General features: G+C 35.2%; 23 protein-coding genes and 4 pseudogenes. 19 read left to right on the forward strand and 8 right to left on the reverse strand.

Going from position 1 to position 26,913, the window contains the following annotated elements; translation table 11 throughout:
• Positions 1-96: 96 nt before the first annotated feature.
• Positions 97-1,443 (forward strand): annotated as a pseudogene (locus tag JMM81_RS21200) (glutamate synthase-related protein); the annotation flags it as partial.
• A gap of 1,138 nt (positions 1,444-2,581) precedes the next feature.
• On the opposite strand, the gene JMM81_RS21205 reads toward JMM81_RS21200, so the two are convergent.
• On the reverse strand, positions 2,582-3,361 hold the full coding sequence (locus JMM81_RS21205) for a TerC family protein (RefSeq protein ID WP_256243545.1): 780 nt from the start codon (positions 3,359-3,361) through the stop codon (positions 2,582-2,584).
• Positions 3,362-4,300: 939 nt separating this feature from the next.
• Between JMM81_RS21205 and JMM81_RS21210 the strand changes: the two genes are divergently transcribed.
• Positions 4,301-4,960 carry a transglycosylase domain-containing protein gene (locus JMM81_RS21210; RefSeq protein ID WP_256243546.1) on the forward strand — a complete coding sequence of 220 codons (660 nt, stop codon included), beginning with the start codon at positions 4,301-4,303 and terminating at the stop codon, positions 4,958-4,960.
• A gap of 493 nt (positions 4,961-5,453) precedes the next feature.
• Entirely contained in the window at positions 5,454-6,209 is a 756-nt protein-coding gene (locus JMM81_RS21215) for a protein kinase domain-containing protein (protein WP_256243547.1), read from the forward strand.
• A gap of 553 nt (positions 6,210-6,762) precedes the next feature.
• On the opposite strand, the pseudogene JMM81_RS21220 reads toward JMM81_RS21215, so the two are convergent.
• Positions 6,763-6,876, reverse strand: a pseudogene (locus JMM81_RS21220) (IS6 family transposase); the annotation flags it as partial.
• Positions 6,877-7,137: 261 nt separating this feature from the next.
• Between JMM81_RS21220 and JMM81_RS21225 the strand changes: the two are divergent.
• Positions 7,138-8,244 carry an AI-2E family transporter gene (locus tag JMM81_RS21225; protein WP_256243548.1) on the forward strand — a complete coding sequence of 369 codons (1,107 nt, stop codon included), beginning with the start codon at positions 7,138-7,140 and terminating at the stop codon, positions 8,242-8,244.
• Positions 8,245-8,677: 433 nt separating this feature from the next.
• Here JMM81_RS21225 and JMM81_RS21230 read toward each other — a convergent pair whose 3' ends face one another.
• From JMM81_RS21230 to JMM81_RS21240, 3 genes are all read right to left on the reverse strand, one after another.
• Positions 8,678-10,027 carry a TrkH family potassium uptake protein gene (locus tag JMM81_RS21230; RefSeq protein WP_256243549.1) on the reverse strand — a complete coding sequence of 450 codons (1,350 nt, stop codon included), beginning with the start codon at positions 10,025-10,027 and terminating at the stop codon, positions 8,678-8,680.
• 708 nt (positions 10,028-10,735) lie between these two features.
• Positions 10,736-12,052: an ISL3 family transposase gene (locus tag JMM81_RS21235; RefSeq protein ID WP_256243550.1), complete on the reverse strand. Its 1,317-nt coding sequence runs from the start codon at positions 12,050-12,052 to the stop codon at positions 10,736-10,738.
• A 10-nt stretch (positions 12,053-12,062) separates the two neighbouring features.
• The gene (locus JMM81_RS21240) at positions 12,063-12,500 is read right to left on the reverse strand and encodes a transposase family protein (RefSeq protein ID WP_256243551.1); all 438 of its coding nucleotides are present in this window, start codon (positions 12,498-12,500) and stop codon (positions 12,063-12,065) included.
• Positions 12,501-12,555: 55 nt separating this feature from the next.
• Here JMM81_RS21240 and JMM81_RS21245 point away from each other — a divergent pair, with 55 nt between their 5' ends.
• From JMM81_RS21245 to JMM81_RS21255, 3 genes and pseudogenes are all read left to right on the forward strand, one after another.
• A complete protein-coding gene (locus JMM81_RS21245) occupies positions 12,556-13,437 on the forward strand; it encodes an IS4 family transposase (RefSeq protein ID WP_256243564.1) in 882 nt (293 codons plus the stop codon).
• A 68-nt stretch (positions 13,438-13,505) separates the two neighbouring features.
• Positions 13,506-13,815: pseudogene (locus JMM81_RS21250) on the forward strand (PadR family transcriptional regulator).
• A gap of 22 nt (positions 13,816-13,837) precedes the next feature.
• Positions 13,838-15,031: pseudogene (locus JMM81_RS21255) on the forward strand (chromate transporter).
• A 504-nt stretch (positions 15,032-15,535) separates the two neighbouring features.
• Here JMM81_RS21255 and JMM81_RS21260 read toward each other — a convergent pair.
• Positions 15,536-16,645 (reverse strand): GerAB/ArcD/ProY family transporter, encoded by a 1,110-nt coding sequence (locus JMM81_RS21260; RefSeq protein WP_256243552.1) that lies wholly within the window; start codon positions 16,643-16,645, stop codon positions 15,536-15,538.
• Positions 16,646-17,275: 630 nt separating this feature from the next.
• Here JMM81_RS21260 and JMM81_RS21265 point away from each other — a divergent pair.
• The gene (locus tag JMM81_RS21265; RefSeq protein WP_256243553.1) at positions 17,276-17,605 is read left to right on the forward strand and encodes a hypothetical protein; all 330 of its coding nucleotides are present in this window, start codon (positions 17,276-17,278) and stop codon (positions 17,603-17,605) included.
• 119 nt (positions 17,606-17,724) lie between these two features.
• Entirely contained in the window at positions 17,725-17,997 is a 273-nt protein-coding gene (locus JMM81_RS21270; protein WP_256243554.1) for a hypothetical protein, read from the forward strand.
• Positions 17,998-19,054: 1,057 nt separating this feature from the next.
• Here the strand turns inward: JMM81_RS21270 and JMM81_RS21275 are convergent.
• On the reverse strand, positions 19,055-19,360 hold the full coding sequence (locus tag JMM81_RS21275) for a hypothetical protein (protein WP_256243555.1): 306 nt from the start codon (positions 19,358-19,360) through the stop codon (positions 19,055-19,057).
• Positions 19,361-19,841: 481 nt separating this feature from the next.
• On the opposite strand from JMM81_RS21275, the gene JMM81_RS21280 reads away from it, so the two are divergent.
• The 3 genes from JMM81_RS21280 to JMM81_RS21290 all read left to right on the forward strand — a co-directional run bounded on the left by JMM81_RS21280 (position 19,842) and on the right by JMM81_RS21290 (position 21,585).
• Positions 19,842-20,420: an O-methyltransferase gene (locus tag JMM81_RS21280; RefSeq protein WP_256243556.1), complete on the forward strand. Its 579-nt coding sequence runs from the start codon at positions 19,842-19,844 to the stop codon at positions 20,418-20,420.
• A gap of 433 nt (positions 20,421-20,853) precedes the next feature.
• Positions 20,854-21,021, forward strand: coding sequence for a hypothetical protein (locus tag JMM81_RS21285; RefSeq protein ID WP_256243557.1), 168 nt, complete (start codon positions 20,854-20,856; stop codon positions 21,019-21,021).
• A 396-nt stretch (positions 21,022-21,417) separates the two neighbouring features.
• Positions 21,418-21,585, forward strand: a complete 168-nt coding sequence (locus JMM81_RS21290) for a hypothetical protein (RefSeq protein WP_256243558.1) — start codon at positions 21,418-21,420, stop codon at positions 21,583-21,585.
• A gap of 373 nt (positions 21,586-21,958) precedes the next feature.
• Here the strand turns inward: JMM81_RS21290 and JMM81_RS21295 are convergent, their stop codons facing one another.
• Positions 21,959-22,228, reverse strand: a complete 270-nt coding sequence (locus tag JMM81_RS21295) for an HNH endonuclease (protein ID WP_309143514.1) — start codon at positions 22,226-22,228, stop codon at positions 21,959-21,961.
• Positions 22,229-22,495: 267 nt separating this feature from the next.
• On the opposite strand from JMM81_RS21295, the gene JMM81_RS21300 reads away from it, so the two are divergent.
• The 7 genes from JMM81_RS21300 (at position 22,496) to JMM81_RS21320 (ending at position 26,851) form a co-directional block, all read left to right on the forward strand.
• On the forward strand, positions 22,496-23,053 hold the full coding sequence (locus tag JMM81_RS21300) for a CBO0543 family protein (RefSeq protein ID WP_256243559.1): 558 nt from the start codon (positions 22,496-22,498) through the stop codon (positions 23,051-23,053).
• Positions 23,054-23,344: 291 nt separating this feature from the next.
• Positions 23,345-23,767 (forward strand): CBO0543 family protein, encoded by a 423-nt coding sequence (locus JMM81_RS22865; RefSeq protein WP_305367876.1) that lies wholly within the window; start codon positions 23,345-23,347, stop codon positions 23,765-23,767.
• 343 nt (positions 23,768-24,110) lie between these two features.
• Positions 24,111-24,578 carry a transposase family protein gene (locus JMM81_RS21305; protein WP_256243560.1) on the forward strand — a complete coding sequence of 156 codons (468 nt, stop codon included), beginning with the start codon at positions 24,111-24,113 and terminating at the stop codon, positions 24,576-24,578.
• On the forward strand, positions 24,568-25,668 hold the full coding sequence (locus JMM81_RS21310) for an ISL3 family transposase (RefSeq protein ID WP_256243561.1): 1,101 nt from the start codon (positions 24,568-24,570) through the stop codon (positions 25,666-25,668). The genes JMM81_RS21305 and JMM81_RS21310 overlap by 11 nt, the downstream gene beginning before the upstream one ends.
• A 270-nt stretch (positions 25,669-25,938) precedes the next feature.
• The gene (locus JMM81_RS23315; protein WP_483862179.1) at positions 25,939-26,067 is read left to right on the forward strand and encodes a DUF3846 domain-containing protein; all 129 of its coding nucleotides are present in this window, start codon (positions 25,939-25,941) and stop codon (positions 26,065-26,067) included.
• Positions 26,068-26,174: 107 nt separating this feature from the next.
• A complete protein-coding gene (locus tag JMM81_RS21315) occupies positions 26,175-26,339 on the forward strand; it encodes a hypothetical protein (RefSeq protein WP_256243562.1) in 165 nt (54 codons plus the stop codon).
• Positions 26,336-26,851 (forward strand): hypothetical protein, encoded by a 516-nt coding sequence (locus JMM81_RS21320; protein WP_256243563.1) that lies wholly within the window; start codon positions 26,336-26,338, stop codon positions 26,849-26,851. Before JMM81_RS21315 ends, JMM81_RS21320 begins: the two co-directional genes overlap by 4 nt.
• The last annotated feature ends 62 nt before the right edge of the window (positions 26,852-26,913 follow it).

The raw sequence follows: 26,913 nt of genomic DNA on the forward strand, positions 1-26,913 counted from the left end.
CCTTCTCATTCCTTGAGGAAGGAGTCTTCTCGCCTAAAATGATAAAAATGAGCTTCATATGAATTTCTTTTAAATAGGGTGCAACGACTGCTCCGTTTAGTAAAAAAAGCAAAATATAAACGTGATGTCATCGGTTTTGGATCGCAGCGAGATTTTGATGAAGCAGGATACTACATTAGGAACTCGATGTTTCCAAAGCTAACGGAAGAGTTAAAAATGGATCGGAAAACGAAAGTAACCACAGATCGATATCTATTGATAAAAGAACCTTTATTTACACAAAAAAAGGTTCTTTTAGAGAAGGATGAATCACCTGTATATTTGCTGGAAGATGGCGATGCAATAGTGATTGGAAGGCAGACCAAGAGCCCTTTTATTGTAAAAGGTCAGATTGGCATGTCTGCAATGAGTTATGGCTCCCTAGGTGAACGTGCTATTACAGCACTCTCAGAAGGGTTGGGAATTGCCAAAGGAACATGGATGAATACAGGGGAAGGAGGGATTTCCGATTACCACTTAAAGGGTGGAGTTGATATTATTATGTAAATAGGCCCCGGCTTATTTGGGGTTAGAGACATAGAGGGTAATTTTAGTTGGGAAGCATTAAAGGAAAAAAGCCAAATACCAGAAGTAAGGGCGTTTGAAATCAAATTGGCTCAAGGTGCTAAAACACGTGGTGGACATATTGATGGTGAAAAGGTGACTGAGGAAATTGCAAAAATACGAATGGTAGAACCGTTTAAGTCTATCGATAGCCCGAACCGTTTTAGGGAATTTAGTGACTTTTCTTCTTTGTTTGACTTTATCGAACGTATACGAGAACAAACGGGTAAACCTGTAGGAATGAAAGTTGTTATTGGAAGTAGTCATGAAACTGATGAATTGGCTAAACAAGTAAAGAAAACTGGGAAAGGACCTGACTTTATCACAGTAGACGGTGGTGAAGGCGGCACAGGTGCTTCCTATCAAGAATTGGCTGACAGTGTTGGTTTGCCAATTAGATCTGCTTTACCCTTAATAGATAATGCTTTAAGAAAATATGGCGTCCGTGACCAGGTGAAAATAATTGCCTCAGGTAAACTGTTTTCACCAGATCGAATAGCTATTGCACTGGCAATGGGGGCCGACCTTGTTAATATAGCACGAGGATTTATGATTACGGTAGGCTGTATCCAAGCACAAAAATGCGAATCCAATACTTGTCCAGTCAGTGTGGCAACAACAGACCCGGATTTACAAACAGGACTTGTAATTGCTGAAAAGAAATATCGTACGGCAAATTATGTAATTACTTTGCGTAAAGGTTTATTTAGACTAGTTGCTGCGGCAGGTTTGGATTCTCCGGTGCATTTTAAACGTGAGCATGTCGTTTATAAGGATGAAAAAGGTAAAGTTTGGTCACTAGAGGATATTTATCAATCAATGGTTCAAACAGCTAAATAAGAACTAGTTGTGAAATTTGTTTTTTCCACAATCGAACGCCATTCTCTAAGAAGGGCGTTCGATTGTGGAAGGATCTCAAGAAAAATTGAATACTTATGGTAATGCTAGTAGGGTGCTTGTGAAAGGTTGTACTATAGGGGCAGGATAGTGAAGGAAACAGAAATTGGATAATTTTACATTAAGTAATTGATAAGGAATTGCTTCGATTTTATAAAAAACAATTAAATGATGTTATTAGGTGGGGAAAAATGAAAAGAAGATTAGCTTATTTATTTTGTAGTAACAATAGCTTGTACTTATGTGTTTGAGTGGATTCTAATACTTTGGGTCGGAGGTGTACGTTTTACTGCTGCTGATGGTCCACCTGGAGATAGTGGTTTAGATTCAAAAATTGTGTATAGTATTGGCTTTCCATTGTTTCATTTTGTTTTTTAACCATTGTTTTCTTTTAAATGAATTTAAAATCGAATTAAAAAAGCTGATTCCGATTATTTTGAATATCGTTATTACTTTGTATTTAATAGGTCAAGTTACTTTTGTTGTATTTGATCTTTTTATGTATGACATATAAAATGTTTAATTGCTGTTGTATTCAACAATCGGGCGCGCGCGACAAGTTCTGTTATAAGCGCTTTGTAGCGTGAAACACAGGAAGTTTACTAGATTAACTTCAACTTTACAACGGAGGATAGGAATGACGGAACCAGGTTTCCTGAAACTATCCCATCAATACTCCTGCGTGCGTCATGATGGACTACGAAACACAGGTGGATTCGGTTGAACGAAGGCTGAAGCCATTCCGATGGAAAAGGTATGCTGACAGATAGACCGCATGGCTGAAAAACTGGTTCTGGTGCAAAAAGAATCAGACAGACAAACCATTATGAATATTACTTACTTTATGAGCGGTTTTTATTCGGAATAAAAAAATAATAACGAATTTTAGTGATATAAAAACCAGAAATGTTCGGTATTAACCTTGTATTTCTAGTTATATTTTGACAAAATTCGGGGTTTGCATCAGAACCGATTAATCTACCATTTGTGCTTTCCATAAGGTAGCGAAAAGTACAAGTGTCTAATGGAGCCTGAATATGATATATGCAATTAATTACACTCACCTTCCTCTTTTCTTTCTTTATGGGCTTTTAGGATTTATCTGAAATGACTTTTTTCTCGGTGCAAACCAACCAATTAGAGCAATACCGACTAATACTCCATAGAAGATCAGAGTCCAAGCTGTACTGTGCGGAAAATCATGATCTAAGACACCAATATCCTCATGGGCAAGGGTAATTACAGCAAGTTTGACACCGACCCAGGCAACAATTGCATATGCTGTTGTTTCCAATGCTGGACGTTTTCCAAGAAGTTGCACAAACCAGGTTGCTGCATACTTAATCAAGACAAGGCCAGCAATACCTCCAAGAAGAACAACAATGAACTGTCCTCCATCCATACCGCCGAAATTGTCTAGCGGTGAATCTGGAAGGCCCAGGGCAAGAGCAACCGCAGCTAGAATCGAATCAATTGCAAAAGCGAGGTCAGCTAATGCAATCTTGCCTACTGTGGGCCAGAAACCTTTACCTGCGGATTTCTTTTCATCGTCCTTATGAATATTCTTATTTTGTTTTCCGAACCGTGCCTGTATGACATGCTTTAATCCTAGGTAAAGCAGATAAGCTGCTCCTATTGCCTGTATCTGCCAGACATTTGCAATAAATGAGATTGCAAAAAGTGCAACAAATCGGAAAGCGAAGGCCATAATGATCCCGTAATTTATAGCTCTTTTTTTCTGATTTTCGGGTAAATGCTTGGCTATAACTGCTAGTACAAGGGCATTGTCAGCCGATAACAATCCTTCTAATCCGATTAGAATTAACAATGCCCAAGCATACTCTAGCCATAGTGACTCCATCCACTTCTCTCCTTTCTAAAACTAAAAATCATGTAAAAGTTTCGCTAACAATAGAATGCCCCATTAAGCCACAGGTAATCCTAGAAAATATGACTTAAAATATTATGACAGTTACTTCTCTGTATTCCACTTTGTTATAATTTCATCCAAAAACAAAAGCCCAAGTTTAGATTGGACTTCTCATAGTAGATGTTGAAAAAACACACAGTTGGACAACTTGAAATTAAGTTATGATTTTAATGAAAAAAAAGGTCAGAAGTATAAAAATATACCTTTATAAATACCTTTTCCAAGTTGTTGATTAACTGTTTAAAACTCTTCACCTTATTACACCTTCATAAATTAACCTACACCGTTAAAACAAAAAAGCAAGTGCCCTTCCTGAACAATTGCACCTGTTTGTTTCTGTAGTGCTTACCAAAGAAAAATAGCCAGAGTAAAGCTTTTCGTGTATAAGTATATGAGTTACAGACAAATTGTGCATCTCTTGTAGAGACGTGTACTTTATTTGGAGAGGCGGGCATGATAGCCTGTTTTGGCTGAGCCAGAATCCTTAATACCCCTGGCTCCATGGCTCATGATCTTGCCCGCAGAGGCTCCAAGTAAAGTGACAAATTGCCTTTACTTACTTCCAATAGAGGGTTCAACAATATTTGAAAATAATTTCAAAATTACTTATTTACTTAATAAAGCACTACACTACATTTAAGTACAACTCTTCACAATCTCATCTATATTTTATATATGAACATCTAGTTTTCAAATAAACAATGAAAAAAAGAGTTTATTAAGAGACTTTTCTCGGTATTCAATGGGAAAAGGCCGTTAAATTTCTCTTGAAAGCGATCAATGATTGTAGAAGTCAATACACAACCTTTAATGACTTTCCGTTCATTTTGATATACTAAAACTATATGTCAAAATATAAGAGGTAAGTCCATGTTCAGATTGATAAAAAAACTAATAAAATTAGGATTAATCATCGCCATCCTTGTAGGTGTAATTATTGGATTACTTGGCTATTTTAAATATAAAGAAGCCATTACAGAGATTCCCATTAGAGAAAAAGTTGTATCTATTAGAGAAGATGAAAATTTCGTGCCTCTAGAGGAAATCACTCCTAATTTCACGGATGCCGTTGTCGCCATCGAGGATCATCGCTTTTATGAGCACGGTGCCTTCGATTTTATTTCGCTCGTCAGGGCAACTTTCGTCAACTTAAAAGCGAAAGAAATCACACAAGGCGGTAGCACATTAACACAACAAGTTGCCAAAAATCTTTATTTTAGCAATAACCAAACCTTTATCCGAAAAGTTGCAGAACTATTTGTAGCCTTTGATCTTGAAAGAATATATAACAAAGGCGATATTTTAGAACTCTATGTCAATATCATTTATTATGGAGATGGTAATTATGGCATTAAAGAAGCTAGTGAAAGTTATTTTGGTAAAACCCCTGCCGAACTAAGTTACGATGAAGCAACTCTCTTGGCGGGCTTACCGCAATCACCTAGCGCTTATGCTTTAAACTCAAATTATGATCGGGCAAAACAAAGACAATCCGAAGTTATAGAAGCATTAACTGAATATCGAAATTAATACTAGTAGGGGTATAGTCGAGAAATCCCGATTATCTTCACTATGGAAATCGGGAGTATTTAAAGTATTCTAAGAAGAAAGATTTAGTGAAAGGATACTTTGAATACTTGATATCTTAACTCAATAAACAGTGTATTTAAAGTATTGAATGTAGTGATGTCTTAACAATTATAAGGCATCGAATAACCTTCCCTAGATAAACCATTCCATTCTCCAGGAAGAACAAAGGAATTTTCTACTTCTCAAGAACGACTTAAGGCGTTTTGGGTGCCTTCAAGGCAACTAACAGTTGTAGAATTTGATGCTGCGAGGATCGTTATCAAAATGAATAAACCATTGATATGAAAGGTTTATCATGTCTAACCTCTTTTTAAAATTTATCAAACTCAACTAAAATCTCAGAAGAGGGGAGGAGAGGAAAATTTCAATTTTGCGTGCAATTCGAAAATTTTATCAATTTTTTGTAGACAAACCCGTTAAAAAAGGAGTAGTTTTGAACGATTGCTACGAGGTTTTAAGTGTTATAGGAACTGGAAGCTATGGGATTGTTTATCTGTGCAAAGATTTAAATACAAACGAGAATAGAGTGGTCAAACAGCTTCGTCCAAGTAAGCGCCGTAACAAAAAAGAGGTGGAGATGTTTGAAAATGAAATCTCTGTTTTGCGTATGCTAGACCAGAAAAAGATACCGATGTTATTCGAAGCCTTTTCAAATAACGGATCCTTATTTTATGTAATGAGTTTCATTGAAGGCGATAATCTAGAAGACCAGATTTTTTTAAGGAAAAATACTTTTAACGAGAAAGAGTCTTTACTAGTTCTTACTCATCTGCTCGAATTAGTAGATTATCTTCACAAAAAAGACATTTACCATCAAGATTTACGTATTCCAAACATGTTACTAAAAAACAAGGAACTTTTTTTAATCGATTTTGGTTTGTCCAAGCATAAAGTTTCAGTTGACCCCTGTCACTCACCTTTTCGTTCTTCACCTAACAAACAAGAAGAAATCCTAGAGTTGAAACAACAGGACTATTATGACTTAGGAGAAATACTTTTATATTTGCTTTATACGACGTACTCTTCCAAAAACAAAAAAGCCCTTCCTTGGACGGAAGAACTTTCTTTAGAAAAGGAAACCGTTTATTTATTGAAGAGACTATTACGAATTAAAGAACCTTACTCAAATACTAGTGAAATTTCAGCCGATCTTCATGCTGCACTTAAAGCGAAAGAAAAAGTACATTAACCGCAGGGAGGAGGATTAGCTACTGCTCCGGCCCTTCCGTTTGTAGTAGTTACTTCCACTCATTGGAGATCGTTTATACCGTCGGTTGCTGCTACTACTACCTCGGTGATAATAACTATTTCTTCGTTCACTGCTGCTACCTCGGTGATAATGGCCATGTCTTCGCTCGCTACTGCCTTGGGAAAGATGCTTAATTAGTTTCATTATTTTTTTAAACATAGCTTACCTCTTTTCATTTTTTAGGGCTTGTTGTATGTTTTTTTAGTCTAACATAGTTTAAAGACAAAACTTAATAATTAGTACGAAGATTAATGTATAAAACCTTCGTTTTGACGTCGGGCCCCCCCTACCTGCGGTGCTTTTCCTATGTGTCTTATAAGTTACTTCAGGTTCTCATAGGCTATAATGGACCCATAAATCTAGACACGAAATAAGGAGATGTTAAAGTAGGTTTATGACAAAAAGAAATCGATATACTCCAGAGTTTAAATGCTTCTGGTGCAAATACTAAGACAAATAGAAAAAAGTTGTAGGTCCACTTTCAGACAACCCCTTAGGTGGTTATCCTGAACAGTCTATGTATGAATTCCACTTCATTTTGGGCAGACTTCATCCCTTGATGAACCAGCTTCTTTTTAATCATATGCATCGCTTCTATACCACTCATTTTGCTTTTCGATACTGCTCACGCACCTTTTTTAGAGTAATAATATCAGTATGTCCAAGATTTAGAGATTAATTGCAATTGTGTTGAAGTTTTTGCACCAGAACCCCCAAAAGAAAACCTTACTGGAAGAATTTTAAAATTAATCTTATATGAATATAGAAAAAGAAGTGACAAAATTGTCCACTCCTTTTTTTATTAAAAGATTATATTTATACAACTATGCTACAATATTTCTATCTATATAAGAAACAGGTGAAGCTTTTGACAAAGACAAAGAAAAATTTTCGATATTGGGCATTACAAATTTTGATCATTGCTGGAATTATCTATGTATCAACCAAAATCTCATTTTTATTTGAACCTATTGGTATATTTTTCTCAACTTTGTTTTTCCCAATTATTATATCTGGTTTTTTATTTTTTCTACTAAATCCATTTGTTGGCTATCTACAACGACTTAAATTACCCCGAATCCTTGCCATCCTCGTGATTTATGTCGTTATTATTGGTATTATTGGGCTCGTCATCGGTAACCTAATTCCAATGTTGTCAAAGCAGATAACGGAATTTGCAAACGATGTACCTACATATTATGAAAAAACCATTCTTTTTTTGGATCAACTATCAAAATCAGACCAATTCAAATGGATTATGACGCAAGAATACTTTTCTATTAGCGATATCGTAGAAGAACTCAATGATTATGCTGCGACTCTTCCTACTAGAATTACAAACAGTATCTCAGGTATTGTCGGTGTCATAGCCAATATCGCGATTACGATTGTGACCGTTCCTTTTTTGTTATTCTATATGTTTAAAGATGGAGAAAAATTTCCTAATCTGATTTCCAAGTTTATCCCATTTTCATACCGAAAAGAGGGGTTAAAAACAGTAAAAGAAACTGGCGAGACTCTTGCTGCATATATTAACGGTCAGATAACGGTCGCTTTGTTTGTTGGGACACTCTCCTTTATCGGTTATTTAATTATTGACCTGCCTTACGCATTAGTAATGGCCCTTATTGTCGCTGTCACAAATATTATTCCATATGTTGGACCCTTTTTAGGTGGTACACCTGCAGTTATTATTGCTTTATTTGATTCACCGACCAAAGCTTTATTAGTTATTATAGTTATAACTATTGCTCAACAATTAGAAGGTAATGTCCTTTCACCGCTTATTTTAGGGAAAAGATTGGATACACATCCGGCGACCATCATTCTTCTTCTCCTTGTTGCCGGAAACTTAGCCGGTATTCTTGGAATGATTCTGGCCATCCCTACTTATGCCGTATTAAAAACGATCATCTTGAATTTTGTTCGCTTCCTACAATTGAAAAAATCGACAATTGATACGACGGATGGATAATGGCAACATAAAAGATTCTGGAGCAAATACCAAGATAAGAGGAAGCGGCCGGAATTCCGGAAGCGTGCCTCACTGCATTTTTGAACCTTTTTGAACTCGGGAAAATCGCAGAAGGAGATTTCAACTTCTTCAAACTCAAACTGTCATAATCCGATTCATTTTTCTACTTTGACAGGTTAGGGCTCATTTGTTTTCTCCTTGAAAAGACCAAATCCAAGTCTATTTTGGTGAGGAACTTATTAATTAATAACAAGAATTAAATGACAAGAAAAAATCTGCAAACCCATTAAAAGGTCTCCAGATTGTCGGTAACAGTAGGACTCGCTCTATACAGTTATGGATAGAAATTTGGTCACATTTTGGTCACATACTATAAATAATTAAAGATGGAATAACTAAAATCTGGCCTAGTCCTAAAACCATTAAACAGACACTATCCAATAATAATTCGTTCTTTTGGATAATGGTAGTGTGGTTCCTCGATGCCTCGATTCAATAAGACAATAAAAGATAGAATACCGATTCTACCAATGAACATTAGTAAAATAATCACAATTTTGCCGATCGAACTTAGTTCCGCAGTTATTCCCATCGATAAACCAGTCGTACCGAACGCAGAGCTTACCTCAAAGAGAATCTCCATCGTCGTAAAATGTTCAGTGGCAGAAAGAATAATCGTTGCAATAAAACAAATGAGTAATGCAAGAAAACTGACAACCACCGATTTTCGAATATCGTCTTCATGTATTTCACGCCTGAAAACCCTAACGCTCTTATGCCCCTTTGCAAATGTATACAGCAATAGGACCGTGACAGCAAAAGTGGTGGTCCTTACACCACCTCCGACAGAACTTGGAGAAGCCCCAATAAACATCAAGAAGCAAAGAACCCATAGAGTAGGTTCCGAAAATTCACTCACATCCATTGTGGCTAGTCCACCGTTTCTCGTTGTAGATGATTGAAAAAAGGAATAGAAAAAGGATTCATGCCAGCTTTTATCCGCAAAAAAATGATTAGCTTCCAATAACCAAATAATAATCGTTCCACCAATCATTAATAGAAAAAAAGTAGTTGTTGTTAACTTTGTATATAAAGAAAAATGAGAATAAAACTTCTTTTTTCTATTTAGCATAAAGTCCTTAAATTCGACTAGAACAGGAAACCCTATGGCCCCTAATGTTAATAAAATAATATTAATGAATTGAACAAAATAATCATAAGCAAATGGAATAAGTGAATTACCGGTAATATCAAATCCTGCATTGGTTGTCGCACTTACCGAGGCAAATAACCCTTGTAAATAAGCTTCTTGCCAAGTCGGAAAATAATTCAGAAAATAGGTACCTAATATAAGAGCACCAACCAACTCGATCAAGACGATAATGGCTAGAATTTGTTTCATGAGACTAACTAATCCGGACAAATGCGATTGATTCTGATCCGTCATAATTAACTGTCTTTCCTTCAGGCCAATTTTCTTTCTTAGTAATAACCAAAGAAAAGTCCCCAGTGTCATGATACCAATTCCACCAAACTGAAGGATAAAGAGCAAAATAAAAATCCCTGTTGTACTAAATATATCGACTATCGGTACAACTGAGAGACCTGTGACACTGACTGCACTTACAGCAGTAAATAAAACATCGAGAAAGTCCCAGTTAACGCCAGGCTTTAACGCAATTGGTAAACTAAGTAAACCTATAGATACAAGTACTGCAATTAAATAAAAAGAAACTATGATTTGTGAAGGAGTTAAGTGAATCCTTTTGAGTATGTTGGGCAAGAGAGATCTCTCCTTATGTAAATATGTGTGCTTATTATAAAGTTATTTTCAGCAAGTTACCAGACTATCCTTACTTCCTTTTTTGTTCGATTTCTGATGATAGAAGAAATTTCAGTAAATGAGGAAGCACCAGCATTTGCAAGTATTTTTTATTATACAAATCTATTTTTTAGTTTCAGTACAGTTTATCAAAATTATTTAAATTTCTTTAAAGAAAGTCGTGATTCCGTTAACCGGCCCTATATAAAAAAGTGCAATTTTATTTTAGATGTTCGCCCGATTGCGGAATACAATAAAGTATTTTATCATGCGTGTTGATTATCTAATTTCTACCAATAAAATTGCATAAAAAAGAGAGATTCTCATGTAAAATAGTAGTCACCACAACAACATTTTACGAAATGAGGAATCTCTCTTGAACAAGCATAACACGATGTTTACACTCATTCAAAACTTTCTTTCCGAAGCTGAACTTCAAGCGATTTGAGCTGAATTCAACTATGTTGATTCGGCACGCAAATGTACCGTTTCAACGCTCATTTCGTATTTAATTGGCGCTGCAACAAACGAATGGAAAAGTTTACGTCACGCAGCCGATGTTGGTCCTAGCACGGGACTTGTTTCGGTTGGTCATTCATCACTTTCAAAACATCTAAAAACACTGAATTATGGCATTGTAAAGCGTATTTTTGAAGGTTCTTTCCAAAGTTAGTTGAAAAGAACCTTTTTCTCATATTCAAGCAATAAAATTTTGTTTCTCAACAAATCGAATAGACAACGACCATACATGGTGCGCTTCACCAACTTTAATTTATTAATTTTTCCTTCAGCTAGACCATTGTTATACTCATAAGCGATGGCATTCTTCACAGCCGTCAAGTCTCTTTCTATTCCATTGATAAAACTTTTGAGTGGTTGAATATCTAGTGCAGTCGCTCGTTCAATCCAACTCTGTAGTGCATCGCTTCTTTTTTGTCTCAGGATGTCCCGAAAGTTATTTACCAAGTCTATGACAGATTCGATTTTCGGATACAACTTGTAAATTTCCTTTATTTGTTTTTCAGATAATTGGTTCTTTGTTTTCTTCGAATGGAACAAAAGGGCGATGATCTCTTTTCGTTTCACGAATTCAAACTCCGTACCATGTAACAATTGAGGGTCTTTAAATAAGGATTTTTTCAGTTTGGAAATATAATGGCGAACAGTAGAGGCAGAACCTTTGTATCCCTTCTTTCGAAGTAGGGCATCAATCTGAACAGATGTATACCGATTGGTTACGCACCTTTTTATCTCTTCTGCATAGGGATCTAGCATGCTTGTTCTCTTTTGTCCTAAGTTTGCGTGCATTCCTGTTGTTTCTGGATTCAAATAGTTAGAGGTGGTTCTGCGATCTAACCCGAGTTGACGTGCGATACTCCGCTTGGAGTTCCCTTGTTTATACAGCTGCCGTACTTCACGTATCTGTTTTTCTTTCTGCAACATTTTGTGTTCGCGAGATATTTTCATTGTGCTCATTAGATATTCTTCTTGATCGTTTAAGCTCATAGATAAAACCTTTTTCACTGTCCTGATATCCATTTGTAAAGCTTTCGCTATTTGGTGAAATGTATAGCCGTTATCGATTAATCCATTCGCCATTTTGATTTTTTCTGTGAACGGTATGTTTAGATGATTCACGTTCATAGGAGGTGCTTCCTTTAAGACTGTCACTGGGATTTTGACATTCGCTTTTACGACGGACTTGAAGAATTGTGTGCAATACTTTGTCAGATTTTGAAGTAAGTGAAAGCGATCGCTTATTTGAATAGCCTTCGGATGAGCCTCTGCAATAGAATGGGCATACGTAATAGAACCATCTCTAGAGACGACCTCCAGATTCGGAAAAGTTTTTAGCCAACTTGTCACCTCTTCACCGTCTCTAGAATGAATTAAGTCAACCACTCGATGTGTATCTAAATCAACCATAATCGTGCCGTACGTATGTCTCTTTTTTAAAGCAAAATCATCGATGCAGACTCTTTTCACATGGACTTTATCAATTTCGATTGTTTTTTTTTAGCAGATTGCAAATGGTACTTTTTCCAACCTTCGCAATGCCACGGTTCAATATCTTTTCAGCTGTAAGAGAACTGACATTTTGAGCGACTTTCATGATTTCTTGTTCCAGACGAGCAGATTTTTTCGCTTTATAGGACAGAAATAAGAATTGTTCAGCAAATGTTTTGCGATGGCATCGCGCATTATGACAGAACATTTTGCGGTTATTGATCACATACACAACCTTCTTCCCTTGAATGGGCAAATCATGAAACGTTCTTTCATAGCGAGAATGAACTTTAGCCGAAGCTGTATTGCAGGAAGGGCATGTTAATAACAACTTGTCCGAGGCAACCCGAATAAATAGTGTACCTTCTACAATTTCATGTGAGATATATCTAAGGTTTTCATCTAACAGTTTCACCACATCATCCACTTTACAGCACCATCCCTCACTTAAATAATAGGAACAGTATGGACAAATTATTGAAATTTCAACCAACTTTGGAAAGAACCTTTTTGAAGTCGTTGTCGGCAAGTTAAATCGTGCTGCACGTCGAACATTGAAGATGCCCAAAACGCTTCTTTCAGTTGATTCCACAACCATTACCGTTGGGAAAACACGCTTACCGTGGGCTATTTATCATGGCGAACGTTCAGGTATTAAATTGCACGTGAGCTTCACGAATGAAACCGCGATGCCCCTTCAAGTCGTGGAAACAACCGGCTTGAAACATGATGGTCCAGTCGGCGAAAGTTTGGAAGATGCACGCTTCATTCTTGTTTGTGATCGTGCCTATTTTTCTATCGAGAAAGCCGATCGCTATTTACAAGAAAAACAACATTTTGTCTTGCGCTTAAAAGACAACATCCAATTGAACCGTAAAAAGTCGCTCAAAGGCTGTCGTACCATGGATTCGAATGTGATCGCTGATTTTACCTGCACACTGGGAACTACGCAAAAACAAACAAAGAAACGTCATCGTGTCGTGCAATTTACAGATCATGAAGGCAGAGAAATGCGCGTCGTGACGAGTTTAATGGATATCACAGCGGAAGAAATTGCCGGCATGTATAAATCACGCTGGGCCATTGAATCGTTTTTTCGCTGGATCAAGCAAAACCTAAATGTGCCCGTGTTATTTGGAACAACGAAAAATGCGGTGTTCAATCAACTATTCGTAGCACTCATTGCCTTTGTTTTACTCAAGTTTCTTCACGTTCAAGGAAGTAAGAAAAGTAACGCTAAACCCTTATCATTCGCAGGTTTTAGTCGCCTACTTATTTGTGATGCCCTTCCACTTGAATGGCGGATTGGCGTGAAAGAAATAGTAACATTTCATCGGGAAATGAGTCAGTTGGGAACTGTATAATTTTGGTTAATCAACACGCGTGGTATTTTATCACAACACAAATGTAAATATTATGTAGAGGTGATAGTTTGGAAGATAAAGTATTGCGTAAATTGTTTCTTGGATTTATTCAGATACACATTTTACACTATGCTAAGGAACACCCTATTTTTGGTGCATAGATGCTCGAAGAACTCAAAGAGCATGGTTATAATATCAAGTCTGGTACCCTTTACTCTATCCTACACCACATGGAGGAGGATGGACTTTTAGTAAGAGAAAATAGAAATGTAGACGGGGGAAAATAAGAAAATATTATACCACCACAAAAAAGGCAATACGGTGCTTGATGAGGCAAGAAGAAAAGCATATGAACTATTTAAAGAAATCAAAAACTAAAAAGAATAGAAGGTGAAAACAAGTGAAACAGAAGCATAAGAAAAGTGATTTTAAGTCTCTTTTAGAGATCCTCCTTGTTTCGACTAGGCTCGGGTTAACCTCATTTGGGGGACCCGTTGCTCATCTAGGATACTTTCATAACGAGTACATTCAAAGAAGAAAATGGATGGATGAAAAAAGTTATGCAGATTTAGTTGCTTTATGCCAGTTCCTACCAGGCCCGGCAAGTAGTCAAGTAGGAATTGGAATCGGTGTGATGCGAGCAGGAGTACTAGGCGGAATTGTATCATTTCTTGGTTTTACCCTGCCTTCTGTGATTGCTCTTATTATATTTGCCTTAATCTTGCAGGGACTCAATATTGGTGACGCAGGTTGGATTCACGGATTAAAAATAGTAGCCGTAGCCGTTGTTGCACATGCCATTTTAGGAATGGCACAAAAACTAACTCCTGATTTAAAGCGAAAAGCACTCGCCTTGTTTGCATTGGTCGTTACGCTTTTATAGCAAACAGTATTCACTCAGGTCGGTGTCATAGTCATTTCAGCAATTATTGGATTTATTCTTTATAAACAACATACTGAAAGTGATGATTCAAGAATACAATTTCCTATATCTCGTGGTTTTGCCGTTATATGCTTATCCTTGTTTTTTGGTTTGCTTATCCTTTTGCCTATATTGAGAGAAGTAACCTCTTTAAGTTGGATTGCAATGTTTGATAGCTTTTATCGTTCAGGTTCTTTAGTTTTTGGTGGTGGTCATGTTGTTTTACCTTTACTTGAACGTGAATTTGTACCGACTGGATGGTTAAGCGAAGAAGCATTCTTAGCTGGTTACGGCGCTACACAAGCTGTACCGGGTCCTCTATTTACATTTGCTGCATATCTAGGTGCAGTTATGGGTGGTTGGCAAGGTGGAATAATCGCAACCATGACTATTTTCTTGCCTGCTTTCCTACTTATCTTAGGTACATTACCTTTTTGGGATTCTTTACGTCGTAACCCAAAAATAAAAGGAGCATTAATGGGAGTGAATGCAGCAGTTGTTGGGATTTTAATTTCAGCATTTTATCAACCTATTTGGACCAGTTCTATATTAGCCCCAATTGATTTTGCTTTTGCTGCTATTTTATTTAGTATGTTAGTATATTGGAAACTACCTCCTTGGATTATTGTGGTGACTGGGGCAATTGGGGGCTCACTCATGACATTAATTTAAACGATTATATCCATAAATTAAAAGGCTAACGAAGCAGTTAGTCTTTTCTTATTATCAATGTTTCTATATATACATACAATCATAAAATATATGATTGTATGGGCACACAGATTTCACAATAATTATTGCAAACCAGCTCCCTAATGTTCTTTCAAAAAATGGCCGAGTTTCAATCTGACAACCATAGTTTGAATATTGGCAAGACCGTATAGACCAACTCGTCGCACATATGCGATGCGATACTTTGGAAGAGTTTCAACCTTAATATATTCATATTTTCTCTTTTCCTCTCTGTATTAATATTTACTGTATTTCGAATGCTATCATAATTTAAAAGTGTAATAGTCTGAATCTTTTAAATTTTGGCGTTTAGAAAATCACCATTTTGTGTACTCGCAGCTATCCTGTCGTTAAATCTATTTGGGGAAATTTTCAGGTGTAGCGAGTTATTACTCGAATTTTTTCTGTATCCCTTCTAAACAATACAAAATGAATTTTGCAACTCTATTTTGATGAAAACATGTTTAATTTCATGATCTTCTTTTGCGCGAAAGCGATGGTAAATAGAAGTATAGGGATGACCAGTTGCACGACTAAAAAATAAAAAGGGGCTATTGTCTCAATAAAATGTACCAATTCTATAAAGTTAGGCAGGCTCCAAAAACTGAACAGTACAGCAAGAAAACCAATTGGAAATACAACAGGTCGGTAATTAGATAGTTTCAACCATTGTGCAGTACCAAGAACAAGCATATAATAAAATAAGGAGATCTGGACAAATCCACCTGCCACCCAAATTACTATTACCATTGCTTCTAGGTTTTCAAAAAAACCACCAATACTAATGTATCTTGCCGCCTCGTAAATAAGAAAATTGAAATTAATTATATTTTGACCGAATAAAAAAAGAGATCCAATATTGGTAATCACCATAGTAAACATCACGACAACCACCGAGATCATTCCCCATTTCATTTCTTTTTCTTGGTCGGTCAATAAGGGGAACAGAAAAGAAATGAGAGAGTATTGACTCAACCAAGCACTTGGTACAATTGAACCCATAATAGAGGGCTTTAATCCATATTCCATGATAGGAAAGACATTCTTTGGTTCCAATTCTGAAACAAGTAGTAAAAAGAGCAATAGCCACATAAAAATGACAACCGGTATTATGATCTGAGCACATCTTCCGATCACTTCTATGCCGCCTTTTACAGCAAAGGCGCAAACCAACGTAATGCTTCCCATGACTACGAAGGTCGGCGTTCGCTGTAAAAAACTACTTACCACAAATTCCCCGTATTCCCTGATGGCAATGCCAGTATCATGAAGAATAAAAAATAAGTATATAAACCCGATGACCTTTCCTATAATCCGACCAAGGATATGTTCACTGTATTCGATGAGGCTATCTTTTGGATAAAGCTTATGCAACTGCCAAGTGATATACACGATAAAAAAACCACTAAAAGAAGCCCAAATTGGCGATATCCATAAATCCCTCTCCGCATACTTGGCTGTAATAGATGGTATAAAAAGAATAGAAGTTGCCACTATTGTTATGTACATCATGATTGCCATCTGCAATGCCGAGATTCTGCCTTTTTCTATCATTTATTCTCTTCCCTTTCTAAGTACACCAGAGGAACAGTAATGGTTAAGTACGAATATAAAAAATAAACTGATGAGAGTGGTTAAGACAGAAGCAATCTAAGCATCTTGCTTTGCTAATATTGTAAGTGGAACAGGTGCAGTAAGTATCGAAGCTCTTATAATAAATACGATTACTAATATAAGAAATTTACTGGAGTTAATTTTTCCTTTTTCAAGTATAATTGCCTCAACATTATCAGATGATATTTATTATTCCAATACATCCCTATATTTATACCTAAAACTATAAGTAGATATAGGTGAGTTAGCAATATGAAAAAGAACCTTACAATTGAAGTTCCTTTTTCAATGCCGATAATCTCTGTTTATGTTAAATAAACATATTCGGGAATATGATAATCTTATTCCTTAACCGGGAGTAAAACAGAATATCAATATGCTATGCCTTTCATATTATCTTGATATCGAGTCTTCAAGAAAAGGGCGCGAAAGTTGAAAAACTATGGACTGTTTAATCAGTCCATTTTTCTTGGTCTTTAATTAGTTAATGGCAAAATGTTTTAATAGTATTTACCACTTGGATTGAATGTTACAATTATCTTATCAACATAAAATTAAAGGAGATTTTTTATGCCACTAGAACAAGAGGTATTTAGTCTGTTAATTGGTGGTTTCTCTATTATAATGGGAATTGCATTTTTAACTATCTTGTTACTTTGGTTCAAAAGTAACAATAATCATTCTGCATACATCTGGACATTATTACATCTACTATTCTTCTCAATTGCAATATATTTTTCTTTAAGGGCTATTACATTTGATTATATGCATCCAATGGCATCCGAAGAAATTTCACTTCAGATGGGGATTTCCGGAGTTATATGGGCTGTGAGTATGATGTGTTTGGTGATTGGAATATTCAACTTTTCAAAAACTAGAAAATATAACAGTGCATCTTAAACAAAACCAGCTAATAGAAGCCGATATGTTATTCCGTAAAAGGGCGCAAATCTTCAATTAGAACAGTCTCTTATTTCTCTTATTCTAACGCGAGGTGAAATTAAGAAGGGAGTAGAGAAATGACTGGAATTACATTTTTAGCGTCATCCAAACCTTTTATAATACCTGATGAAATTCAACAGTATAATAATCGTACTGTATTTGAACGAATGGAAGATTGGATGAGTTTATGGGTGAGTGAAGTGAACACGTATGGATGGGGAGAATTTGTCGAAGAGCTTTTTACCTTGCCATACATTTATGAAATCGCTGGTGCGGGCAATCAATTATTTTTATTGTATCTTGAAAAATATATGGAAGTAGGAGATGTTTTGGAGCTTTTACCATTTTAGGCGAGAAGACTCTCACTTCAATTTTGTGAAGGGCAACGCCCAAAAATAAGTGGGAGATGAATCGTCTTTTTGTGTAGCGAAACATGTGTTTGCATGGTATAATATACCTGTACAAGTTGTTCTTTGAAAACTGAAGATAGGAGGTTCTAGCAGGAAAAACGTCTGCTAGGTAAAATCTTCAACGTTCTTTCGTCCCACACGTACCGAAGTTCCTAATCCTTAGCTAAAGTAGGACGTGTGGCGAGTCAACGTACAAGTTTGCATGACCGGCAGGAGACTAAATTAGTCCTTTGTACTGCTAACCGTCGGTGCGACGGGGTTAGCCTGCTCAATATCTGTTCGATAGAACGGAGTTCGCAGGAATCCCCCACTTCAAATTTCGTCAGAAATTAAGTGGTGGGTAGTTCAAATATTCCAAATCAACATGCCTTTGAATATTATCAGAGAAGATTAATAGAAAAGCCCGAACCCATTGTAATAAATGTTGGAAGTTTAACGTATCAGAATATATATGGAACCTATCAGTTAAACCCTAAAAAATGGGTAGAAGAATTGAGTCATAGAAATTACTTAACTGAATATGGTGTTACAACAATTGTAAAATATTAAATAGGTACTGATCTTGAATAAGGTTAAGCAATGATCTTCAACAATCTGGTCCTTATCTACAGTATTATCGACAAAAGCCTGATAGAATGCACCTTTTATCTTTGTGTACATGTGTGCCAAGATAAGTGGTTAAGGACTTGACTTGGAGCCTCTGTGGGCATGATTTGTCTTGAAAGGCTGAAGCAGTTGTTTCGTCAGGCGATCAAGCCTATCATACCCATCTCTCAAAATAGTAAAGATATCTTTACATTGAGTTTAAAATAAAAACATTAATGTGTAAAGATATGTTTACATATTAATGTTTTTTAACTTCTTACAACTAAGATGTATTTCCACACCATTATCCGAATTACGCTAATAAATCCCCACTCAACAAAAACGATTTTTCCACACGATAATCCGAATACTCTAAAAAAGTTTGATCATTTTCCATTCTGCTGATTCTTCATTAACCCCACCACATAGCTAAAACAAATAATGACCAAAGAGAAGTCGGTAGGCCTATGGCACAAATTGCAAGGGGATATACACCAAATTTATCTTTTTCAATTTTTTTCTTTTTAATAGATATATAAGTTAATACAGCTGTAACTAAATACAAGAAAACACTTATCATTGTTAAGCCAGTTAAATAGTATACAGGGTATATTTTCGCAATATTTTCATTCATAAAATAAGAAATTCCCTGACCAAATATTCCTAATATGGTAGCCAAAATTATACTTCCAAGTATAAGAACATTAGCTTTTATCATCAATCTCACCTTCAATTCAAAATCAACAATAATATTTAAATTATAAGATAAATGTTTCAAATACAGGGTTTTAATCGGATTTTTTTGCAAATTATCAATCTTTTTTATAAATTATCAAACTTTATTTTAAATCAACATTTGAATAAAGTTCCTATGAAACATTGATCATACACAAGACTTGATGGGCGTGCTTGAAAAAGAATTTCACAACCTCCCCTTTTTTATGCAGATGCAAGGCTTCTGAAGAGGATATAAACGTTTATAAATCAACGATGTATAAAAAAACCTGTATAAACGATAAAGAACGAACACAAGCCAATCTCTTACGGTTCAATGGATGGGCTCTTTTGCTCACTTCTAATAGTTGGCTTTATGTTAACTAAGTATGTATAGGATAGACAATTTTATTTAATAGATTATTTATATCATTGGATTTGTGGTAAAATCTTGTAAAATATCAGATGAATGGGTGGGATTAGTAATGATTCAAACAAAGGATTTCAAAATACCCTATGTTGTAGAAAGTATTGAAGAGGATGCAAAAGAAATTGGATTCACAATGTCTTGTGATTACGAAACAGCTGCGTTATTACGCACACTAGCATCATCAAAAAAAAGTAGTAAATTCCTAGAATTAGGAACTGGGGCAGGATTGTCTACAAGTTGGATTTTAGATGGTATGGATAAAGATTCGACATTGATAACAGTTGAATTAGATGAAACATTACATAAGATTGCAAAAAAACATTTAGATAATGATAACCGAATTGAGTTTGTCACGGGTGATGGTGAAGCATTTATTAAGTCGATTCATGATCAAAAATTTGATTTCATTTTTGCTGATACATGGCCGGGTAAATTCTTTGTTTTAGATGATACGTTAGAATTGTTGAATATAGGAGGACTATATATCATTGATGATTTACTTCCTCAATCCAATTGGCCTGAAGGACATGATGAAAAAGTAAAAGATCTAATTGTTTATTTAGACTCTCGAAACGACTTATCTATAGCAAAGATTAATTGGTCAACAGGGTTAATTATCGCAACAAAGATATAAAAAAAGGTAGAAATCCTCGAACTAAGGTTGAATTTGAGGATTTTTGCTTCCTAGAACATCTGATTATGTTAACTATAGTTCCTTACAAACCTGGTTTTGGTTGCCTTGATGGAAACCTTTTAACCTTTAAGGGGTAGAGTCACATCGCCATCAAGCTAAAGGTTTATAGATCTATAACGACATTTTCTACTCTCTTATAATCAAAAAGCTCATTTTATCGTTTTGGAGTCGATCTGTTTTCTTGGCTTGATGGGCATGTGAGGCTACCCGTATAAGGCCTTTTATATGTTCATGGATATCATATCCCGCGTAAAAAGTATCAAATTAATTTATAAATCTGATTCTTTTAACTTCTTGTGACAAATGTTACATACCTAAAGCTAAAGTTGTTTTAACATATGTGTAACTAAAAGATGTACATGAAGAGATAAAATTGATAAAGGTTGGTACAAACGTGATATTTAATGAAGAAAATTACACGGTTAGATGGCTATATGACAATGGAAATTGTGAAATTAAGAAGCAGGATGGATTAGGACAAGTTGCATTAGTGTCACTTTCTGAGCTTGAAGCCTTTGAAAAAACCATCGAATTCTGCTAATCTGATGTTTTTTTGTCTGCTGATAAATATTAATGGAATTAAATCCTATAAAATAATTAAAAGTAAAGACGAGCTTAATGGGGTAGCATCACATGCCCATCAAGCGAACCAAACGAACCGCTTAAATCAGACGGTCTAAATTATTATTAACTTAACTTTTCTAAATTGGAACATTTACTTATCTCTTGTCTGAATTAATTAAATCTAATTATTAAAAATAATACAAATGTTCAAAAAATGTTCAATTTTTATATGTTCGGACAACAATAAAGTCCTTTATAATGAAAAGGTCAGGTAGTTCCTGTCCAAATCCCATAAACTGAAAATTGTTACTATATTTATGCAATGATAGTGATTAATTATATATAAATTATAATAAGAGGAGTTGTTGGGTTTATGAAGAATACCGTTAACCTTACTTTAGAGGAGTTGGATAGACGTATTACTCATTTTGAGGATCGTCTTACGGATTTTATTATTACCGAGGAACAAATAGAGTTTATCAAAGAAATGTTAAGGGAACTAAAGAACGCTAAAGAACGCAAGGCCGCCTATACTTTTTAAATAAAATAATACCTATAAATTAAAGAAATTATCTGTTTTGAGTATAGATGCTCTTTTTTGTAATCTTCTCTTATTGTTCTAACCTGTCCCTTATATACAGTATGGTATTTGACCGTATTCATCGTTAATCACGAAACAAAAACAGCCTATTTTCTAACTTTGTTTATTCACTGATACTGTATATAAAATCCCCTTTAGTGGAACAACAAAAAGCTGTCGCAATGACAGCTTTTTACTTCCACTCTTGTTAGCAATAGGTAATCATTTGAAGTTATCTCCAGCTTTTCCCCTGCTCAGCACAGAGCATGCTGGTTTCCCAGTACTCTGCGTTCCATCTAACTTTATGTACTAGATTATAAGTTTCTTGTTACTCTTAGACATGGGATCTTTCGATCTGTTCGAGTCCGCATTTCATGCGGTATTGATTCACTTTATTCATCATTGTATTACTTAGCCTATCCATTATGTGAGATACAATTCTTTCATTGTTTATAAGGTGTATTAATCGATGTACATCTTTATGAAGTATGCGAAGGTTGTTAAATTGGTCCGTTCCTCCAAGATCTTTCGGTACATAGTGGTGACAGTGAACCTCTGAGGTAGATAGATATCTGCCAGTTATCTCGTATTTCCCCATCTTCATACTGTATCGACTAATACGATCGGGTCATTTAATTGAGCAATAATCTTAAATGAAATTGGATATTTATGTTAATATTGATAAAGTGTTTGTGAAGATTTGTACTTAAAGTAACGTATGCATTTAAGAAGGATTTACCCTAATAGCCATAGAATATTTATATAAAAATTAAGGTAGAAAGTCCTGAGATGAAAGTATGGAGTATGATAATTAAATAAAGTTTTTGGGGTCTTTGCTCTATTCGTATTATAACCTTTGGAGGTGTGTTATTTGCAGGAAAATCCAACACATAATGAAATACAAAAACAAATCAATAAGTCAAATGAAATGACGGTGGATTATTGGATACATAATTTTGCATTTTCATTAAAATGGTCGATTCTATTGGCTTTGACAATTGTTCCGTGGTTTTTATGGTGGAAAATAGTTGATAAAAGCCGTATTACAGAAATTTTTTTATATGGATTTATTATCATCTCTTTTTCAACTATTCTTGATGTCATAGGTTGGAATTATTCACTTTGGTTTTATCCGGATACCTTGCTTGGACTTTGTACTCCATTGGTACCAATAGATTATACGTTACTCCCAATACTTTATATGTTAGCTTATCAATATTTTTCAAGCTGGAAATCCTTTTCTATAGTTCTTCTGATTTTGTCTTTTATTTTTGCTTTCGTCTTGGAACCTTTATCAGAAATGTTGAATTTTTATAAACCACTTAAATGGAACCATGTTTATTCGTTTTTCGGTTTTTTCTTATTGGGGGTTTTCTCTAGAGGGATAGTTTTAAAAATTACTAAAATACAGAAAAAGGTTAACAGTTAAAGCAAGGAAGGTGAACCTTAATTCTAAACTTTATATGTATTAGCTGATTCTTCTTTTCAGTTAACGGGTGCTTGAGTTGAAATTGCATAAAAGCCCGCTTTTTTTATGCAGCAGTCAGTTCAGTTTATATCTTTTTACTTTTATGGATATAATATTAATTAGAAAAAATACGGAGATGATAACCATGCATTTATTGCTCAATGGTTTGTTTCTAATTGCAGGAATGAGATGGGGTGACTGGAGGAACTGGGGGAATACCATTCCACGATTTTGTTCTTATGGTTTGGTGATTTGCTTTATAACTTTCTTTGTCACGACTATATTATGTGGGAGTATAAGGAAAGTATAGTTGGTCAAAATATCCTATCAAATCATACGGTCATTTCATTATTAATCATGTTTGTTGCTTATCCAGCCTCTGTTTTAATATATCTCGGAAAATTCCCAAAGGAGACAATTAAAATTGTAATATGGGTATTATTCTGGGTGACTTTATTTTCACTAATAGAATACATAAATTTGCGATATTTAGATTTAGTTTCCCATTACAATGGTTGGACAATGGGATGGTCAGTATTATTCAATATGTTACTTTTTCCAATGCTAAGGCTGCATTATAAATACCCAATAGCAGCTTTACTCATCTCGATTCCCATCATTTTCTTTTTTGTTATTTATTTTAATGTTCCGATAAGTAGAATGAAACTGAATTAAAGGGCTTTTATGTGTAATAATGACATTTGTGTTAACTCCTCTGAGGTTGCAGTCAGAGGAGTTATTTTGTGCTGCGTTTTCTTGAACTACTATGAAAGAACGTAATTATCTTTCATTTTCTGTGGTGAAGCTCTGCTTCATGGATGGCTAATGGGTATCTTTAGCAAAATAACTAAGGTATTATTTTTGTAGAGTTTTCGCATTTTCCACTATTCCGCAAAAGGGCGCAATAGCAGAACAGTACATTCGTGTAAACGATAAACTAGAATGGTTCTTACGCGAACTTGGTGAGAGACTAATTCTATATTAGATTGGTATAATAAAAGAAAAGGAGTGATTCAAAATGATCTCCATTTTTTGGCCCTCTCCAGATCCTGATTTAGAACTATTGCACGTTACTTCCTTTAATGATTCTTTACTTCTAACAGTGAAAAGTACACGAACTTCTTCATATTGCCCTGCATGCTTTAAGCCGAGTTCTCGTATACACAGTCAATATACACGTAAAGTTCAGGATCTTCCAATCGGTGGTAAAACGGTCGAACTCCTTATTCTGACAAAAAGATGGTTTTGTGATCAACCAGATTGCCAAGTTAAAATCTTTACAGAGCGATATGATTGGCTTACATCAAATGGCCGACGTACTGCAAGGACGGAAGAAGTTCTTCGTAAGATAGCTTTTTCAACTAGTTGCCTTTCAGCTGAGAAAGTGGCCAGATCAGCACATATCCCGGTTAGCCACGATACATTATTAGCTTTAGTTCAGCATACTGATATTGAATTGGAGGTATCTCCCTTTCGTGGGTCTTGATGACTTTGCATTTTCTAAAGGGCATACCTACGGCACACTCATTTGTGATCTTCAATCTAAAGTGCCTTTAGCGCTTTTACCAGATCGATTACCTGAAACAGTCACTGCTTGGCTGAAGAAACATCCATCTATTGAAGTAGTGAGCCGAGATGGTTTTACAAGTTTCCGTCAAGGTATCAAAAATGCAAGTACTACTATTATTCAGGTTTATGATCGCTGGCATTTTATCAGAAATGCAAAAAAGCAGCTTGATTCTTTTCTTTCAACTCTTGTACCAACCTCCATTACTTGGAGCAAATCCCCATCAACATCTTTAGAGATTCCATTAACCCATGCAGAACAGATCATTAAGAACCGCCGGGATGAAAAGTGGGAACTTATTCAAGAGATTCAACAAGCACATAAAAACGGTAAAAATATTTCCAGACTTGCAAGAGAATATAAGTTATCTAGAAACACCATCTATAAATATATAATAATGGTCGAACCACCGTTATTTCATCGGTATCGTAATAGACCTTCCGATTTGTATAAAGACCAAATAATCAAGCTTGAAAAAGAAGGTAACACAGTAAAGAAGATTTATCATTCTATCCGAGAACAAGGATATACTGGTACTTATTCAGCTGTACGCATAATGGTTGAAAGGATCCGTAAAGAACGTAAATATGGTCTATCCAGAGAAGATAAGATTCACATTTCTAGAAAAAAGTTAGGAGCCTGGATGTGGAAACAAGAAAAAGAGCTAGATCAAGAAGAAAAAAGCTCTTTAAACCATTGTTTCAAGCTATACCCTTCTGTAAAATCACTTTACGAGACTATCCAAACATACCGTAAGGCTATTCAAATGAAGGATGTAGAAACTTTTTTACAATGGCTAAAAAAACAACTATCCAGTAAGAAAAATCCCTTTTACTATTATGCTTTTAGACTTCGAAGTGATTTTCAGGCTGTAAAAAATGCATTGATATTACCATACAGTAATGGCTTGCTTGAAGGACAAGTTAATCGACTAAAGACAATAAAAAGGATAACTTATGGTCGCTCTGGATTGAAATTATTAGAAAAGAGAGTTCTATATAGATTGTAATCATTATATTAAAAAAGTAATGATCAGACTAATTACTAGTACATAAATCTTTTCATCAAAATAGCGTAAGAACCAATTCTACTTGACGGTTACAATTCGCTTTCTTCAACTATTGGGCAGGTAAGTGCAATAAGAATCGAATGAACTGATGGAATAAAATTGTACATATTGACTAAATCTAAAAACAAAATACTTAAGAGGTATTAATTTGAATAAGTTCAATTTCTAGGATAGGAATAATCTATCTAATTTTAACCACTTCATTTATATTTGGTTTTACACATTGTTGGAGGGTATATAGAAGTAGTTCGTTTTGGTGATGTTCTTTTAATTTTAAATGAGGAAGGTAAGTTAATGGAATTAGAACCTAACTTCCTAGCACCTAATGATGTGATTTAGATTATGTAGTATTTGTAGGTAATGACGGTGAGGATTTTAGTAGTCTTACCGAGGAACAAAAAATCAAACAAGTAATGTCGTATGTACTCTAGGAAGGTGGGAATCTAATGAACGTGAAAGAATTAAAGATGGAACTTATTCAGATAAACGAAGCTATAGATATGATAAATACTATGTTACAAATTAACAATGACCCTGAACTTGAAGATAGGCTAGAAAAGCTTTTAGAAGAAAAGAAACAAATTGTAAAGAGATTGGAGAGTTTACAATGAGTAACTTTGATAAGAACGATGTGAAAGTAGCTAAAGAAACAGTATTAGGTCTTAAACCGTCTAAGAAGTTCGCCAATGGAACAGTACATGAGAACGGTACAGGGAAGTTTGAAATCCTTGACCGTTACCTTGAGAATAACATCATAATGCTAAAGTACAAATGGTTAACAGGTGAGTTCGAAGGTAAGGAAGAAGTTAATAAAGAAGTTAATATAAATTCTAGTATATGGAAATTTAAAAAGGTTCGTGGTCTAACTGGTAAACAACAGAATGAACCGTCTACTACATATGCTAACCTAGATGAAGTAATGGAAAAGCTTGAAGAAATACAAGAATTTCAACAAGAAAACCTTTCCGAATACATGAACTATATGGAAGATATTCACAATAAAGTTATCGAACAATCTAAAGAGTTAATGACAGTTTTTAGAAAGATAGATAAAGTCCTAGCACAAATTGATGACCTACATAAGAGATATGAGTTAACCTCCAAGTTAATAGATAAGATGTAACAGAGAAGCCTTTAGTTCCCACAAGCTGAGAGTTTTTTTCTGTTTATACTTATATAACAAAT

This window comes from Bacillus sp. V3B, from assembly GCF_024494465.1.
Lineage (GTDB): Bacteria > Bacillota > Bacilli > Bacillales > Cytobacillaceae > Bacillus_BD.